15 protein-coding genes are annotated in these 15,531 nt (G+C 52.9%); 5 read left to right on the plus strand and 10 right to left on the minus strand.

What is annotated here, in order from left to right:
• Window positions 1–60: 60 nt before the first annotated feature.
• The 3 genes from AAC019_RS07770 to AAC019_RS07780 are packed head-to-tail and all read left to right on the plus strand — an operon-like array spanning window position 61 to window position 2,959.
• Window positions 61–1,317 (plus strand): uroporphyrinogen-III C-methyltransferase, encoded by a 1,257-nt coding sequence (locus AAC019_RS07770; RefSeq protein WP_339898094.1) that lies wholly within the window; start codon window positions 61–63, stop codon window positions 1,315–1,317.
• Window positions 1,314–2,609 carry a heme biosynthesis HemY N-terminal domain-containing protein gene (locus AAC019_RS07775; protein ID WP_339898095.1) on the plus strand — a complete coding sequence of 432 codons (1,296 nt, stop codon included), beginning with the start codon at window positions 1,314–1,316 and terminating at the stop codon, window positions 2,607–2,609. Before AAC019_RS07770 ends, AAC019_RS07775 begins: the two co-directional genes overlap by 4 nt.
• Window positions 2,606–2,959: a cupin domain-containing protein gene (locus AAC019_RS07780; protein WP_339898096.1), complete on the plus strand. Its 354-nt coding sequence runs from the start codon at window positions 2,606–2,608 to the stop codon at window positions 2,957–2,959. Before AAC019_RS07775 ends, AAC019_RS07780 begins: the two co-directional genes overlap by 4 nt.
• Before the next feature lie 9 nt (window positions 2,960–2,968).
• Here the strand turns inward: AAC019_RS07780 and AAC019_RS07785 are convergent, their stop codons facing one another.
• On the minus strand, window positions 2,969–4,603 hold the full coding sequence (locus AAC019_RS07785; protein ID WP_339898097.1) for a methyl-accepting chemotaxis protein: 1,635 nt from the start codon (window positions 4,601–4,603) through the stop codon (window positions 2,969–2,971).
• An 89-nt stretch (window positions 4,604–4,692) separates the two neighbouring features.
• Window positions 4,693–5,277 carry a CPBP family intramembrane glutamic endopeptidase gene (locus AAC019_RS07790; RefSeq protein ID WP_339898098.1) on the minus strand — a complete coding sequence of 195 codons (585 nt, stop codon included), beginning with the start codon at window positions 5,275–5,277 and terminating at the stop codon, window positions 4,693–4,695.
• A gap of 463 nt (window positions 5,278–5,740) precedes the next feature.
• On the opposite strand from AAC019_RS07790, the gene AAC019_RS07795 reads away from it, so the two are divergent.
• The gene (locus AAC019_RS07795) at window positions 5,741–7,540 is read left to right on the plus strand and encodes a glycosyl hydrolase (RefSeq protein ID WP_339898099.1); all 1,800 of its coding nucleotides are present in this window, start codon (window positions 5,741–5,743) and stop codon (window positions 7,538–7,540) included.
• 83 nt (window positions 7,541–7,623) lie between these two features.
• Here the strand turns inward: AAC019_RS07795 and AAC019_RS07800 are convergent, their stop codons facing one another.
• The 5 genes from AAC019_RS07800 to AAC019_RS07820 all read right to left on the minus strand — a co-directional run bounded on the left by AAC019_RS07800 (window position 7,624) and on the right by AAC019_RS07820 (window position 10,797).
• Entirely contained in the window at window positions 7,624–8,052 is a 429-nt protein-coding gene (locus tag AAC019_RS07800) for a GFA family protein (RefSeq protein WP_339898100.1), read from the minus strand.
• A 117-nt stretch (window positions 8,053–8,169) separates the two neighbouring features.
• A complete protein-coding gene (locus AAC019_RS07805) occupies window positions 8,170–9,003 on the minus strand; it encodes a DUF1080 domain-containing protein (RefSeq protein WP_339898101.1) in 834 nt (277 codons plus the stop codon).
• Window positions 9,004–9,189: 186 nt separating this feature from the next.
• Window positions 9,190–9,819, minus strand: a complete 630-nt coding sequence (locus AAC019_RS07810; protein ID WP_339898102.1) for a DJ-1/PfpI family protein — start codon at window positions 9,817–9,819, stop codon at window positions 9,190–9,192.
• Window positions 9,820–9,824: 5 nt separating this feature from the next.
• Window positions 9,825–10,403, minus strand: a complete 579-nt coding sequence (locus AAC019_RS07815) for a GNAT family protein (RefSeq protein WP_339898103.1) — start codon at window positions 10,401–10,403, stop codon at window positions 9,825–9,827.
• A gap of 1 nt (window position 10,404) precedes the next feature.
• The gene (locus AAC019_RS07820; protein ID WP_339898104.1) at window positions 10,405–10,797 is read right to left on the minus strand and encodes an SRPBCC family protein; all 393 of its coding nucleotides are present in this window, start codon (window positions 10,795–10,797) and stop codon (window positions 10,405–10,407) included.
• A 198-nt stretch (window positions 10,798–10,995) separates the two neighbouring features.
• Between AAC019_RS07820 and AAC019_RS07825 the strand changes: the two genes are divergently transcribed.
• A complete protein-coding gene (locus AAC019_RS07825) occupies window positions 10,996–11,385 on the plus strand; it encodes a septal ring lytic transglycosylase RlpA family protein (RefSeq protein ID WP_339898105.1) in 390 nt (129 codons plus the stop codon).
• A gap of 98 nt (window positions 11,386–11,483) precedes the next feature.
• Here AAC019_RS07825 and AAC019_RS07830 read toward each other — a convergent pair whose 3' ends face one another.
• From AAC019_RS07830 to rho, 3 genes are all read right to left on the minus strand, one after another.
• Window positions 11,484–12,251, minus strand: coding sequence for a ThuA domain-containing protein (locus tag AAC019_RS07830; RefSeq protein ID WP_339898106.1), 768 nt, complete (start codon window positions 12,249–12,251; stop codon window positions 11,484–11,486).
• A gap of 149 nt (window positions 12,252–12,400) precedes the next feature.
• On the minus strand, window positions 12,401–13,885 hold the full coding sequence (gene ubiD, locus AAC019_RS07835; RefSeq protein ID WP_339898107.1) for a 4-hydroxy-3-polyprenylbenzoate decarboxylase: 1,485 nt from the start codon (window positions 13,883–13,885) through the stop codon (window positions 12,401–12,403).
• Between the two features lie 104 nt (window positions 13,886–13,989).
• Complete coding sequence (gene rho, locus AAC019_RS07840; RefSeq protein ID WP_041522152.1) at window positions 13,990–15,249, minus strand: transcription termination factor Rho; 1,260 nt, start codon at window positions 15,247–15,249, stop codon at window positions 13,990–13,992.
• Window positions 15,250–15,531: the final 282 nt, after the last annotated feature.

Raw genomic sequence — 15,531 nt, forward strand, 5'->3', positions numbered from 1 at the left:
TCTTTATTGCTACTACATAACCGCATCTGCGGTGGGCGCGAGTTATTTCAGGAGAAATTCATGGCGCAAGATCATTCCAGCGACAACAGTAAGTTACCCGCAGTGGGAGCTGATGAAGCCGCCGCCGAGGCATCCGCGACGGATAAGCCGAGCGTAAAAGGCAGCGATAACAAGGAGGCTAAAAGCAAAACTCCTGACTCCGACACCCATAAAAAATCGCCCCCGCCTAAAGCCCACACCAAAGCCGTGGCGGCCAAAAAGCCACGCCGCTCGGCACTGGCGGTATTTTGCCTGCTCTTAATCGTGCTGCTGGCCGGGGCTACCGCTTGGTTTGGCTGGCAAATGTGGCAGCAGCTCACCCACCTAGAGCGCGAGGTGGCCACCGGCAATGCGCCCGTGGCCCAGCCAGAGCCCTTTGATGCTTCGGCCATTGAGAGTGACATCAATAGCGTTAAACGCCAATTAGGGCTGCAGGGACAAGAGTTACAAAAGCTTCAGGCCGAGGGTGACGACTCGTCACAGCTGAACAATTTGGCGCGCCAACAGGCAGCCATGGAGCGCCGCCTTGAGGCGCTGAGCGATACCTCGCGAGACGACTGGAAATTAGCCGAGGCCGCCTTTTTATTGCGCCTGGCGAGTCAGCGTATGTTAATCGAGCACAACAGCTCTGAGGCGATTGCCTTAACACAGGCCGCCGACACCATTTTGCGCGATCAGCAGGACCCGGATCTTTTTGGGGTGCGGCAAACATTAGCGCGCGAGCTAACGGCGTTAAAAATGGTAGAGCCGGTTGATCGTGAAGGTTTGTACGCGCGAGTGCAGGCGCTGATTGAGCAAATTGAAAATTTAGATGAGTTAGAGAGTTATCAGCGCTCATCCATTGGCCCCGATAGCGCGGTGACAGCGAACGCTAACGCCGAGAGCGTATGGCAAAAAATTAAAGCGAGCTTTAATCGCGCGTTTACAACCCTGGGAAGTTATATTCGGGTGCGCGATCGCGAGCAAAAAATCACGCCACTACTACCGCCCGAGCAGCGTTACTTTTTAACGCAAAACCTGCGTTTAATGCTAGAGCAGGCGCAACTTGCCCTGCTGCGTGAACAGCCTCAGGTATATGAGCAAAGCTTAAGCAAAGCGCAGCAGTGGATTGCCGCGCACTTTGAGCAAAATAATCGCTCCGACATTTTGCTGACGGAGTTGGCTGAGTTAGAAGAAGAGCCGATTGTTGTCGAGCTTCCCGACATCAATGACGCGTTAGGCCAGCTGCGGGCCTATATCGATAAGCTGCATAAAATTGAGGCGGGTGGCACGCCATGAAACGACGCTTAGTAATTCTGCTGCTGGTAATGGTTGCCGGCGCATTATTGTTTCAGATGATGCGTCACGATGGCGGTTACGTGTTAATTGCTTACGGCCATAAAACCATCGAGATGAGTGCCTGGACCGGCCTGGTTATTTTGGCGCTGTGCTTTTTTGTGTTTTGGTTGTTGTTGCGCGTGATTAATGTGGGGCGCAATGCCGGCAAGTTGCTCACCCGCGAGCGAAAATACTCGTCCCGGGCGCAATCTAAAACCATGGCGGCTTTAGTCGATTTTATCGAGGGCGATTGGTCGGCGGCACAAAAAAAATTAGTGCGCAGTGCCGGTAAATCCGTTAGCCCACAGGTTAATTATCTGGCGGCCGCACGCTGCGCCTATGAGTTAAAAGATTTTTCCGGTGCATTAGATCTGCTGCACAAAGCCGAGCGCTCGCGTGGCAGCAGCGAGCTGGCGGTAGCACTAACGCAGGCGCGTATGCAGTTGGGTAGCAAGCGTTACGAGCAGTGTTTGGCAACCTTAAACCGTATTAAACGCACCGCGCCAGAGCATCCGGTGGTATTGGATTTGCTGGCCGATGTTTATTTTGCACTGGATGAAATTGACGCGCTCGAGCAGCTGCTGCCAAGCTTGCGGCAATTAAAGATTCGCCCGCCAGAGGCGCTTCGCGAATTAGAAATTGCGGTGTTTGAGCGCCAGCTGGCGCTGAGTACCCGCCCCGCCAGACAAATAAGTGCTGGCGCAGAGGCGAGCAAAGCGGAGCTGGATGCGGTGTGGCAGCGCCTTGCTAAAAGTTTGCAAAAAGAGCCCGCGCTTATTGGTGTCTATGCGGTAGAGCTGCACCGCCTGGGTTACGATCAAGAGGCCGAGCCTCGTTTGGTCAGCGCGTTAAAGGGCGATTGGCGTAGCGAGTGGGTGGCGTTGTACGGTGAGTTGACCGGGGCTAATATTTCGGCGCAACTAAAAACAGCCCATAGCTGGCTTAAAACTCACGATGCCGATGCGGTACTGCTGTGTACCTTGGGTAAATTGAGCTTGCGCAACAGCTTGTGGGGGCAGGCACGGGATTATTTTAAAGCCAGCCTCGATATTGCGCCATCGGCCGAAGTTTACGAATTGCAGGCTCGTTTGCTGTTGCAACTGGGCGAGGCGGACGCCAGTAACGCCCTGTATCGCGAGGGGCTAGAGTTTAGTGCCGAGCGCGGTGCCGTCAACAAACTGCCCGGTGGCACAAAGCCGCAGTTAACCAAGCATCGCCCGGACTTTGCGCACAAAGGGATCGATACCTTGTGAGTGCGGGTGAGCCGTGCGGTGACAATCCTCAGCCGGCCAATATCACCGCTGATATCCCCGAGCAATTGCCGCAGGAGTTGACGCAAACCCTGTGTCAATCGACGACCGTGCGGGTTGAGCGAATCGTGTCTCAGGGTCATGCCAGCGCGGCGGATTTTTGGTATGAACAGGATGAGCACGAGTGGGTGCTACTGTTGTCTGGCGGGGCAATTTTGCAGTGGGGCGATGGCTCAGAGCAGGCTTTGGCGCCCGGTGACTATGTGCTGATCCCCGCCGGCACCCGCCACCGGGTGGCGGGCACGTTAGCCAGTGAGCTGAGTATATGGCTTGCGGTATTTTTTACCGATTAACAATCCGGGCTACGTTTTAAACTGGTTTATCAGCTGTTCTAATCGTCCACTGGTCTCAGTAAGGTTGGCCGTGTTACCCGCCGTATCGTTTAAATCTTTGAGTACATCGTCGCTTAAGCTGCTCAGCTGATTTAAGCTGGCGGCAATGGTGTGTGAGGTTTGCGATTGCTCTTCGGCGGCGGAGGCTATGTGATGCGTCATATCGGTAATGGTGCCGACTGAGTTATTAATGGTCGCGAGCACCGTTTTTACGTCCTCCACCTGAGAGCGCATCGCTTCAGATTGGTCGTGGCTGGTTTTCATCGCGGTTACGGCGCGCGCGGTATTGTTAAGTAGGCTGTTTATCATTTCTCGGATCTCATCGGTGGACGCCTGAGTGCGGCTCGCCAAAGTGCGCACTTCATCGGCTACCACGGCAAACCCGCGGCCTTGCTCGCCGGCGCGGGCCGCCTCGATGGCGGCGTTTAATGCCAGCAGGTTGGTTTGTTCGGCAACGCCGTGAATCACATCCAGTACGCCACTGATATTATTGGATTGTTGGTCTAACTCAGAGATGGCTTCACTGGTCGCGGCGATATCGATGGCCAAACGCTCCATGGCGTCGCGGGTGGTTTGCGCGTTGCTTTGGCCCGACTCGGAGTGCTTGCCCGCACTCTGTGCGGCGTCGGCAGATTCGGTGATACGCTGGGCGACATCTTGCGAGGTCGCGCTCATTTGCTCGACGGCCGAGGCCACAGTGTCCAGCTCTTGTTTTTGCTGATCGTACGAGGTTTTGGCATCGCTTATGGAGCGGTCTACTTGACTGGCAATTTGCCGATTGTGGTTTACCAAGCTGCGCAAATCATTAATGACGGCCGACAACTTATCGCAAAATTGATTAAACCCTGCCGCCAGTGCGACCAGCTCATCGTTGCCGTTAGTGTCGAGCCGGTGGGTCAAGTCGCCCTCGCCGCTGGCGATATCAGTCATGGCCTGCGCTGTGTGTTGTAGCGGCGCCAAAATGCTGCGGGCGATGAGTAAGCTGAGGCCGATTAAGAGTGTAAGACCAACTCCGGCCAATAGTAGCTGTGGTGCCATAGTGGCCCAAAAGTCGTCTTCTACATCGTCCAGGTAAATCCCAGAGCCGAGTACCCAGCCCCACGGCGCAAAAGATTCGACGTAGGAGATTTTGTCCACCGGTTGCCCGAAGCCGGGTTTGGGCCATGCGTAGGCTACGTAGCCTTTGCCGTGGGCGGCAATTTCTCGCTCCATTTCGCTGAACAACCGTTTACCGTTGGGGTCGGCAATGGCTGATATATCGGTGCCATTGAGCTTTTGGCTGAATGGGTGGTGCACCATGATTAAATCGCGATTTTGTATCCAGTAGTAATCGTTGTTGCCGTAGCGCATGTCGCCTATGGCGGCGATGGCCGCGTCTTGTGCCTCAGCTCGGCTCATAGTGCCGGCGGTCTCTTGCGTGTGGAAGTACGCTATGACGCCCAGGCCCGATTCGACCAAATGCTGGGTTTTGGTGCTGCGCGCCTCTAGCAAGCTGGTGTGATAGTTATAGGCAAATAAGCTGACAAGACCTGCGACCACGAGCAGGGTTAACATCGCGATGGCGATGAGGCGGCGCGAAATCGAATAATGACGTAAAAATGGCATTAAGGCTCCCGGGTATTTTTTATTGTAGTCTCGGTGACTATATCGGCAGCGCACGCTAAAGTTTAAGCTTTTTTAGTCTTTGACGGCGGTTATTGCGCTTGCTTTTTTGCCGGTAAACCCAGTAGCTGTGGCGCGTGGACCAGTATCCCGAGAGCGATCAAATCGTAGACGCCGTGCCAGACAATGACAAACACGATGCTTTGGCTCAGGTAATACCCCGCCCCCAGTAATAACCCCATCAGCAGGGTGATAAAAAAATAAAACCACGACATAAAGTGCAGCAGCGCAAACACCAGTGAGGCGAGCCCCAAACCAAGCCAGATGCTGCTGTAGCCGGTGATAAGGTTTTGCAAAAAGGCCCGAAACAACAGCTCTTCCCCAATACCCGCCAGGGCCGATATCACCACTATTTGCCACAGCGATAAACGCGTAAACAGTGGTCGCACGCGCTGCAGTGTGGCGATGGTGTGGCGTTGCATACGTTTGCTGTAACGGTTGGCGCCTGCGAGTAAGGCGTAGCTGAGTAGCGCGGCAATCAGGCCCCAGAGCCAGGCGAGTGGCCCCATTTTGCCAAGTTCCGAGGTGCCTTGTGGTACAACCTGAAGCAGTAACCAGGCGACACCGGCGGTACCAGCTTGAAACCCGGCCAACGTATAAAAAAAGGGTTGCTTCATATGGGGCGGCTGTCCTTGGTAAGTGCGAAGTTCTTGGCTATTCGGCGAATAGTTTACATGGGAATAGCGTGTGGTTGTTGCAGGCCCCGGTCACGTATCGCGCGCTTTTTTGGTATCGATAACAAATTTTTGTTTAATCGTCGTTGTCGTTTGAATCTTTTTTTACGCATTTTAGTGCGCCATATTGCGGCGCTGAAGTGCGTAAGTGTGATTTGTATCTCTGACTGAGTTTATTAGTAGCGGGATGATGACGCTCGAAATGAAAACGGTTTCATAAGTGAATGCCGGTTTGGTTTCGATAGTGGAAGGCATGAGCGGCATAGACCGACTGGGTCATTGCACAACTGAATAATAAAGTTGCTTTCTTATTCACACAGATTGTCGCCTAGTGGGTATGCCCATCCACGGCGGCGGCAGTTCGCTTTCCGATAACGTTAATAACGATCTCTCATTGGAGGAGACCATGATAAATATCCTGATTAGGCCCTGCTGCAAAGCAGCGCTAGCTGCAACGCTGGTGCTGAGTGGTGCTATAGCAAATGCGAGTACGGTGAGTGGTAATAACAATACGGCGGCTACCCTGACGATTCAAAACGATTGGGGTGGCGGTTACTGCGCTTCCGTTTCAGTCAATAATGCCGGGAGCGAAACGGTAACCTCGTGGCAGTTAACACTGAATACCAACGACTCTGATATTGGTAATTTATGGAACGGTAATCTAACCGGCAATACCGTTACAGCGATGTCTTACAACAGTGAGATCGCGGCGGGGGCAAACGCTTCTTTTGGTTTTTGCGCTACGGCAAATGGCGATAATTACTTGCCTGAGCTTAGCAGTTTAAGTGTTACCGGCGGGAGTGCCAGTAGCTCAAGTTCAACCAGCAGCACTTCAAGCGCTAGTAGCTCGTCAGTATCTTCTGAGTCGTCCAGTAGTAGCAGTTCGTCGTCGGAGAGCTCGGCGTCCAGTTCGTCATCATCGAGTACGGGGGCGATTATTCCCAATGCAGCAAGCAATGGTTGGCCCTATTGCCGTAGTGCTGACTCCGACCCGGATGGTGACGGCTGGGGCTGGGAAAATAATTACTCATGCATCGTGTTTGAATCGGCCGCGGATCCGGGGGCCGGTGATTTTCCCTATTGTCAGATCGGTGAGGCGCAAACCCCTTTGTGTGACACCGACAATGGCAGTTGGGGGTTGGCTGATGGCGAGGCGTGTTTATCCCGAAGCATGTGTCCCGGCATGAGCGAAAACCTGCAGGGAGCGATGCGCGATGAGCCGGTAAACCCGAATGCCGATCTGACCACACGAGCGGTGTATACCTATTTGCAGTCGATTTGGGGCAACCATATGCTGTCGGGGCAAATGGATCAGACCTGGCAAGATGCGATCGACCAGTTTGCCCGTGTGCAAAACGACACTGGCCGTGCTCCGGCCATGATGGGCTATGACTTTATGAACTACGGTTTATATTGGAATGGTATCTCCGGATTAACACAAACAGAAGAGGCTATTGAGCACTGGAATCTGGGTGGGCTCGTGAGTTTTACCTGGCACTGGCGCGACCCTAATGCCGCAGACGGAGTGATTGGTGAGTTCTATACCGAAGACACCGACTTCACCATTCCGGTTGTCAGTGGTGAGTTGGATACCAGCAGTACCAGCTTTGCCAATATCGAAGCGGACGTGGCCATGATTGCCGCCGAGCTGCAAGCGTTAGAGGACGCCGGTGTTACGGTGTTGTGGCGCCCCTTGCACGAAGCCTCCGGTGGTTGGTTTTGGTGGGGTCGTACCGACCGCAGCGATGGTGTTCCGCCGGCTTACGCGCAAGTACTTATGTGGCGCTATTTATACGATCGCCTGACAAACCACTACGGCTTAGATAATTTGCTTTGGGTGTGGAACGGCCAGCACGGCGCCTGGTACCCCGGTGACAATTATGTCGATATTGTCAGCGTCGATATTTACGACGGTAGTCAGAACTACGAGTCGCAAGTAGAGGCTTACCAGCTGACCAAAAATTATCCGCATGAGGCTAAGATGGTTGCGCTAAGTGAAAACAGCAATATTCCCGATCCGGATGCAATGGCCGCCGATAACGCCTGGTGGTTATTCTTTATGGTCTGGAACGATAGCGACACAGCTGAGGGTGTTACCAGCTCATCTAATTTTTGGACGGGCGAATACTTTAATACCAACGCCCATAAAGTCCACGTTTACAATCACGAACTGGTGATTACACTGGATGAGTTGCCCGAGTTTTAATATCGGTCAACTTGTATTAGAAAATACAGCCCGCCAAGTGCGGGCTTTTTTATGGGTGTTTTTTACGATTCGAGGATGATGATTTAATCGTTAGAAAATAACGCAAATACCTCCTCGCCGGTCATGTTGTGAGTCTGGTTTGCGAAAGCGTAGTACTCGGGTTTTTCATCGATAAACACCTGGTGATCAAACACAAGGTTGTCGGCAGATTCAAAAATTCCCGCCGCTACCAAATGTAAGTTATTGAGTTTCAAGCGATAAAATAAATGACTACCGCAGTTTTTGCAAAAGGCGCGCTCACCCCATTCGGATGAATCAAACCGGCTAACATTATCCTCCCCTTTAATGGTGAGTGCTTCGCCGCAATCGACGACCATCAGTGGCCCACCGGCCCATTTGCGGCACATGCTGCAGTGGCAGGCGCCCACGCTAGTTTTAAGCGTGTTGGCATGAATGGTTACGGCGCCGCATAGACAGCTGCCCGTCGCTTCTGTGGTGTTGGTTGTTTCCATTGCTGACTCCCGTGAGGTTAGTGACGGGTTAAATATAGCAGCAAATATTGAGCTGTGAGGCGGTGACCTGGTAGAGCAACAGAGGCAGGTGAATTAACACTTGCCTCTGCAGAGCCGTTAGTACTGACAGGCGTCTGGGGCGTCGGCGACAAAGTAAGATTTGTAGTTAGTTGCTGTTTGATCCATACAGCCTTTAAGGTTTAGCAGCTTAACCGAGCGAAACTCAATAGGAGCACTCTCGGCTTGCAGGGCGATATAACCTTCGGTTAACGGGGTGCCATCGTCGAGTTGCATGCCAGAGTAACGAATCACCTCTTCACCCTCGACCCGGTGAATGGCAAGCTCGTTGCCGTGCACCTCGACTTCGGCGCTGACCCACTGATCACCATGGTAAGTTTTACTGGTGGATTCGATAATATGGTCGGTACGCAGCTCGCCATTGTAGACGGCGTGGCTGCCCGGGGTAACTAGATTCGAGGTGTGACGCTCATCTGTGCCATTGCCGCCTAGCAACTGCACTTCCATGCAGGCCGGGTAGCCCTGCTCGAGCGCCATGCTTTCGGGCGATTGTGCATGATACATAATGCCATTGTTACGCCAGGCCCAGTCGGGGGCACCCTCGGCTTGCTCTCCGACAAAACGGTACTCTACTTTTACCTTGTAGTGAGATAGAGGCTGGTTATAAAAAATATGTCCGTTACGCCCCTGAAAAGTATCGTACTCGTCGTAGTTAACAATTAACTTGCCGTCTTTAACCCCAAACGTATTCAGTGCGTTTTCACCCAGCGGGTAACCGGCAATCTTTATGGTCCAGTCGTCTAAGTTTTTGCCATTAAAAATGTCGACCCACTGTTCTTGCTCGGGTTCAGGTGACGGATTGCTCGTGTGAGTGCAACCGCCAGAGAGTGCTGCGGCCAGGGTAAAAAGGGCAAGCGGAGTAAATTTGGGCATAGCAAATTCCTGTCTATTGTTATGGGTTATCAAGGTTTTTATAGGTGATAAAATTTTAGCCGATAAGTGGCTTAGGCGCGAGAGAAGGGCGGCACAGCTTTCTAATAAATAGACAAATTTACAGTTGCTTACAGTCTTGTGTGTTTTACGCAGTTACGCTACGAGCATTGGTGCTTATAGCGATAATTATGACGTTAGCTTTTGTATATATTCTGCTGTGTTTGCTTGTCGATGGGCGTGGCCATATACCTTAGACGAGGGGTAATATTCAGCCTTCAACTGGATGGTCGATGCTACCGCTACGCCAAAATGGTCGGCGATAAACGCCAAAGTCATATCCATTCCGGCGGAAACCCCCGCAGACGACCAAATAGTACCGTCTTTTACAAAACGCTCTTCGACGGTTTCAACGGTGGGGTCTTGCTTTAGCTCGTTTAAAAACTCCCAGTGAGTGGTTGCCTTTTTGCCGCTAAATAACCCGGCTCGCTGCATGAGGTACATGCCGGTACAAATAGACAGAATAGCCTGACACTCTTGCCCCGCGCGCTGCATAAAAGCAATAACCTCGTCATCGAGCATGGCGCTACGTGCGCCACTACCGCCAGGCACGATCAACACGTCGGGCAGTTCTGCCTCACTGAAGTGACTGTCTGCCGAGAAGCGCATGCCGTGCTCACCAGAGGGCGTCATGCTATTCAGTGATATTAACCTGGGCGACTCGCACAAGCCGATCTCCGCGAGAAGGCCTACCAGCTCCCAGGGGCCCACCAAGTCTAACTCTTCAACTTTGTCATAAATAATAAAGTGTATTTTCATATTTATTACCTAAGGGGCTTTTCGCTCTGGTGGTTGGCAATCGTAGACGCGTGATGCTCGGATGCAACTTTACTGTAAACAGCGTGGTTTACATAGCGATCGTACAGCCACTCACAATCGCGTAGCGTGGCCTCGTATAAAAACCCTAATCGCTCCGCAATGGCCCGGCTTTTATAATTGTGTTCGGCGCAGCGTATTTCAATTTTGTGTAATCTGAGTTCGTTAAAGCCGATATTTAAAAGCTCGTTAACGCAGCGGGTCATAATGCCTTTTCCCTGGTATGCCTCTGCCAGCCAGTAGCCGATGGCACCGGCTTTTTGGTTATTGTTCAGGGCGTTAAAACCACAAACTCCGCAAAGTGTATGGTCGTAATAGATTGCCAGATGAAGGCTTAACGCTTGCTCATGCTGGCGCCTTACAACGCTTAGAAAAAATTCACTATCGGCTACGGCGTTTGTGTCGTTTACCCAGCTCATCCACGCGCTAAGATGGCGGCGGTTCTTGTCTATGGTTGAATAGAGTTGTTGCGTGTCAGTATCCTGCACCGCCTGCAGGCGAATACGCTCGTTGAGGGTAATGTTCACATTAATTCTCAATTAACTGACGAATCGTGTTTAGGTCTTTTTCTACCAAACGTTTATCTTCTTTAAATTGTTCGTCTGACATGGTGTCGAGCTGAAACAGGGTAAAGCTTAAGAGGCTGCTATGGCCTTGCTCGATGACCCGCATGGGGTTGCTGAGTACGGCGCCCGATGAAAACCGTATACGGTGATCCAGTACGCCAAAGTCATTGCGAGTTGCAAACTGAAATTGCGCAGGGCCGTCCGGCGTATCCACCTGCCATGTATCGCCGTCTTTACCGGGCTGTACCGAGGTAAAAAAGGGTACCCAGCGGGGTAGATTGCGCGCATCGCGCACAAACTCATAAACCGTTGCAACCGGCGCGTTAATTTGTACCCAGAGCGTTTCGATATTCATGGCTAACATCCTGTTGTAGGCAAGGGCACTATAATGACGCTTAAGCTTTTACAAAATCAAGCCGTTGTCGGCTTTGCCAATACTTTGGCCCGTATTGGCGCCTTGGCTGGGGTTGGGCGAGTATTTGCGAGGTGCCGCGCAGATGACGCGCCTTAGCCTGAGTATACTGTGACTTAAATCTAAGCCACATAAATCATTATGACGACTGTTATTAAATATTTACCCTTGGGGTTGCTGCTCGCCATTGTGGGAGCCTGTAGCAGCGTTGAATCGAAAAGCCCTGAGCATTTGCTCGGGTATGCCGAGCGAGGTGAAGCTTCATTTTACGCGGCAAAGTTTCAGTTTCGTAAAACCGCCAGCGGTGAGCGCTTTAATCAATTAGCCAAGACTGCTGCCCATAGAACCTTACCCTTTGGCACTAAAGTGCGCGTCACTAATCTCGAAAATGGTCGCGACATCGTGGTAAAAATTAATGATCGGGGCCCGTTTATCCCGGGGCGTGTTATTGATTTGTCCCGCTCGGCGTTCTCGGAGCTTGCCGATACCAAGGTCGGGCTTATCGACGTTAAGCTTGAGGTGGTACCTTAGCTCTCTCTTGTTGATGGCCGGGTTAAAGTCATGCCCGCCGACAAAAAAAGCCCGCAAAATGCGGGCTTTTTAAACTCTAAGTGGCTAAACGCGACGCGCTATTTACGCATCCCTTTGCCCGTAGCGGCCCAGTACAGCCCACCGTAAATATGCTCTAAAAACATTTTATCGCTGAAGGTTGAAGGCACGTGGCCAAGGCCTGTGTAAAACGCCCGGCCGCCGTCGTACTCGTGATACCAGGCGATAGGGTGAAAATCGCCCATGCCTTTGCCGGCTACCCGGCCCCAGTCGGCAACGGGATCGTAGGTGCTCTCGTCGATCGAGAGAATATAGTTCAGGCCATCGATGCGTTCCGCGCCAAACTCGTAAAATTCGTCGGTCCAAAGAAAGGTGTCGGGCATGCGCTCAACACCTGGAAACTTACGGTCGATGACGTCTATTTCTGCGGTTTGGATGGCTGGATGAATGTGAAAAGTGCGGCCCACCATTTTGGTGTACCAGTCCCAATCGTATTCGGTGTCAGAGGCGCTATGAATACCGACAAAGCCTTTGCCCGACTGAATAAAGCGCTCCATGGCGGCTTGTTGTTCGTCGTCGAGAATATCGGCGGTGGTATTTAAAAAGACAATGGCGTCGTAATTTTTTAATTTGTCGTCGGCAAAGACACTGGCCATCTCGTGCCAGTCGAGGCTAAAGTGATGGCGCTCGGCCATCTCTTGCATGGCATCGACCCCGGCATTGATGGACTTATGGTGCCAGCCGCCGGTTTTGGTAAACAGTAGTACGCTGAATTGCTCGGCAAGTGCCGGGAGGGCGGCAAGGCTGAGGCTGGCTAACAGAGCCAGTCGGGCTGTGAGTTTATACATAGTCTGTTCCGCTATTGTTATTGGTAAGTTCTTGGTGTTGAGCTTGATCTTACGAGTGACCGGGGCGGGCTCCGGCCCCGGTTACGGCTAACTTACCTTAAACGTCGCTGTCTGGGCTGACAAGCGCCAGCGACGAGCTTAGCAAATTTTTACCCGCTGACCGGTTTGCTGTCGATACCGAGCGACTCCCAAAGGGCGTCGACGCGGGCCTTTACTGCTTCGTCCATCACGATGGGCTCGCCCCACTCGCGGTCGGTTTCGCCGGGCCACTTGTTGGTGGCGTCCATTCCCATTTTAGAGCCGAGGCCGGATACCGGTGAGGCAAAGTCGAGGTAGTCGATAGGCGTGTTTTCAATGAGCGTGGTATCGCGCGCCGGATCCATGCGGGTGGTAATGGCCCAAATCACGTCCTGCCAGTCACGTGCATTGACATCGTCATCGGTCACAATCACAAATTTGGTGTACATAAACTGCCGCAAAAAAGACCAGACACCCATCATTACGCGCTTGGCGTGGCCGGGGTACTGCTTCTTCATGGTGACCACCGCCATCCGGTAAGAGCAGCCCTCGGGTGGCAGGTAAAAATCCACAATCTCGGGAAACTGTTTTTGCAGCAGCGGAATAAACACTTCGTTGAGTGCCAGCCCTAATACGGCGGGCTCATCCGGTGGGCGGCCGGTGTAGGTGCTGTGGTAAATCGGGTCTTTGCGGTGGGTGATGCGGGTAACGGTAAACACCGGAAAGGTGTCCACCTCGTTGTAGTAGCCGGTGTGGTCGCCGTAGGGCCCCTCTGGCGCCATGTCGTCCGGGGCGATATGGCCCTCTAAAATAAACTCGGCCGAGGCGGGCACTTGCAGCTCGTTGCTGCCGGCTTTGACTACCTCGGTTTTGCTGCCGCGCAGCAGCCCGGCAAACGCGTACTCGCTTAAGCTGTCTGGCACGGGGGTAACCGCGCCTAAAATAGTGGCGGGGTCAGCGCCCAACGCGACGGCTACGGGGAAGGGCTCGCCGGGGTGTTCTTGCTGCCACTCGCGAAAATCCAGCGCGCCACCGCGATGGCTTAGCCAGCGCATAATCAACCGATTTTTAGCGATTTTTTGCATGCGGTAGATGCCGAGGTTTTGCCGCTCTTTCAGCGGGCCCCGGGTAATAACCAGTGGCCAGGTAATAAGCGGCGCGGCGTCGCCGGGCCAACAGGTTTGTATCGGCAGTAGGTTTAGGTCGATAGCGTCGCCCTCAAGCACCACCTCTTGGCAAGGCGCTTTTTTGAGTACCTTGGGGGCCATATTAAGCACTTGCTTAAAAATAGGCAGAGACTGCCACGCCTCTTTTAAACCTTTGGGTGGCTCGGGCTCTTTTAAAAAGGCCAGCAGTTTACCCACCTCGCGCAGCGCGGCTACCGAGTCTTCCCCCATGCCCAGCGCTACTCGCTCGGGGGTGCCAAACAAATTGCCCAGTACCGGAATCGTGTAGCCTTTAGGGTTTTCAAACAGTAGCGCCGGGCCACCGGCGCGCAGGGTGCGGTCGCAAATTTCGGTCATCTCGAGGTTGGGGTCCACTTCGACGCTGATGCGTTTTAGTTCGCCACGCGCTTCGAGCTGTTGAATAAAATCGCGAAGGTCGCTGTACTTCATGGTAAATCCGGGGTGCGGTTGACGGGATACGGTGAGCAGAAAGTATAACGAAAAACGGGGAACATTCTACGTCCCCCGTTTCCCGTCAACCGTTCACCGATTAATTACTTTCTCTTCATCGAGAGGAAGAATTCATCGTTGGTTTTAAAGTCTTTTAACTTGTCGACCAAAAACTCGGTGGCGGCAACGTCTTCCATGTCGTTGAGCAGGCGGCGCAAAATCCACGCGCGTTGCAGCTCATCTTCTTTCATCAGCAGCTCTTCGCGGCGGGTGCCCGAGCGGCGTACGTTGATGGCAGGGTAAATGCGCTTCTCGGCGATTTTACGATCCAGGTGCAACTCGAGGTTACCGGTGCCTTTAAACTCTTCGTAGATGACTTCATCCATTTTCGAGCCGGTATCCACCAGAGCGGTGGCGATGATCGACAGGCTGCCGCCTTCTTCGATGTTACGCGCGGCACCAAAGAAACGCTTAGGGCGCTCCAGGGCGTGAGCGTCAACACCACCGGTGAGTACTTTACCGGACGATGGAATAACGGTGTTGTAGGCGCGAGCCAAACGAGTGATGGAGTCGAGCAGGATGATCACGTCTTTTTTGTGCTCAACCAGGCGCTTGGCGCGCTCGATGACCATGTCGGCCACTTGCACGTGACGCGCTGGCGGCTCATCAAAGGTCGAGGCCACCACTTCGCCGCGCACGGAGCGCTGCATCTCGGTAACTTCTTCCGGGCGCTCATCGATCAACAACACAATCAGGTGACACTCGGGATTGTTGCGGGTGATCGCCTGAGCGATGCACTGCATCATGATGGTTTTACCGGCTTTGGGCGGTGCGACAATCAAGCCGCGCTGGCCTTTACCGATAGGCGAGGTTAAGTCGATGATGCGACCGGTTAAATCTTCGGTCGAGCCGTTGCCGGCCTCTAGTACTAAACGCTCATCCGGGAACAGCGGCGTTAAGTTTTCAAACAGAATCTTATTGCGCGAGCTCTCGGGTTTATCAAAGTTAATCTCGTTAACCTTGAGCAGAGCAAAGTAGCGCTCGCCTTCTTTGGGCGGGCGGATCTTGCCGGCAATGGTGTCGCCGGTGCGCAAGTTAAAGCGGCGAATTTGACTGGGCGAGACGTAGATATCGTCGGGGCCTGCCAGGTACGAACTGTCGGCCGAACGCAAAAAGCCAAAGCCGTCTTGCAGAATTTCCAGTACCCCGTCGCCGTAGATGTCTTCGCCGCTTTTGGCGTGGCGTTTTAAGATATTAAAAATAATATCCTGTTTGCGCGATCGAGCGAGGTTTTCCTGGCCCGTTTCGCGGGCGATATCAATCAACTCTTCAATGGGTTTTGCTTTTAAATCGGTAAGGTTCATACAGTTGGACTTAGTTAGTGGTTTGTTGTCTGCAGGGGTTTCGTGCCGAATGGCAATGAATACAAGCGGCAGACTGCGTTGCTTATCGAGGCACAGTAATCTGTTGTGCGTCGGCCAGTGTGGTGCGCTGTTGTTGTTGTATCGCACACGCTGTCAGTCAAATAATACTGTTACACATCATCCGGTCTAGCGGATAACCTACAGAGCTATCGTCTGAACGTAGGAGAAAGTCGCAGGGAATCTGTGTTTTGCCCAAGATCGTGCGGAATAAGGAGTGCCAAA

The sequence above is a fragment of the uncultured Gilvimarinus sp. genome, assembly GCF_963975215.1.
In the GTDB taxonomy this organism is placed as follows: domain Bacteria; phylum Pseudomonadota; class Gammaproteobacteria; order Pseudomonadales; family Cellvibrionaceae; genus Gilvimarinus.

Coding starts and splice junctions, on each gene's coding strand:
- AAC019_RS07790 (WP_339898098.1), bottom strand. CDS start 5,277: ATGAAGCAACCCTTTTTTTATACGTTGGCCGGGTTTCAAGCTGGTACC.
- AAC019_RS07800 (WP_339898100.1), bottom strand. CDS start 8,052: ATGGAAACAACCAACACCACAGAAGCGACGGGCAGCTGTCTATGCGGC.
- rho (WP_041522152.1), bottom strand. CDS start 15,249: ATGAACCTTACCGATTTAAAAGCAAAACCCATTGAAGAGTTGATTGAT.
- AAC019_RS07830 (WP_339898106.1), bottom strand. CDS start 12,251: ATGTATAAACTCACAGCCCGACTGGCTCTGTTAGCCAGCCTCAGCCTT.
- AAC019_RS07795 (WP_339898099.1), top strand. CDS start 5,741: ATGATAAATATCCTGATTAGGCCCTGCTGCAAAGCAGCGCTAGCTGCA.
- ubiD (WP_339898107.1), bottom strand. CDS start 13,885: ATGAAGTACAGCGACCTTCGCGATTTTATTCAACAGCTCGAAGCGCGT.
- AAC019_RS07785 (WP_339898097.1), bottom strand. CDS start 4,603: ATGCCATTTTTACGTCATTATTCGATTTCGCGCCGCCTCATCGCCATC.
- AAC019_RS07775 (WP_339898095.1), top strand. CDS start 1,314: ATGAAACGACGCTTAGTAATTCTGCTGCTGGTAATGGTTGCCGGCGCA.
- AAC019_RS07825 (WP_339898105.1), top strand. CDS start 10,996: ATGACGACTGTTATTAAATATTTACCCTTGGGGTTGCTGCTCGCCATT.
- AAC019_RS07820 (WP_339898104.1), bottom strand. CDS start 10,797: ATGAATATCGAAACGCTCTGGGTACAAATTAACGCGCCGGTTGCAACG.
- AAC019_RS07805 (WP_339898101.1), bottom strand. CDS start 9,003: ATGCCCAAATTTACTCCGCTTGCCCTTTTTACCCTGGCCGCAGCACTC.
- AAC019_RS07770 (WP_339898094.1), top strand. CDS start 61: ATGGCGCAAGATCATTCCAGCGACAACAGTAAGTTACCCGCAGTGGGA.
- AAC019_RS07810 (WP_339898102.1), bottom strand. CDS start 9,819: ATGAAAATACACTTTATTATTTATGACAAAGTTGAAGAGTTAGACTTG.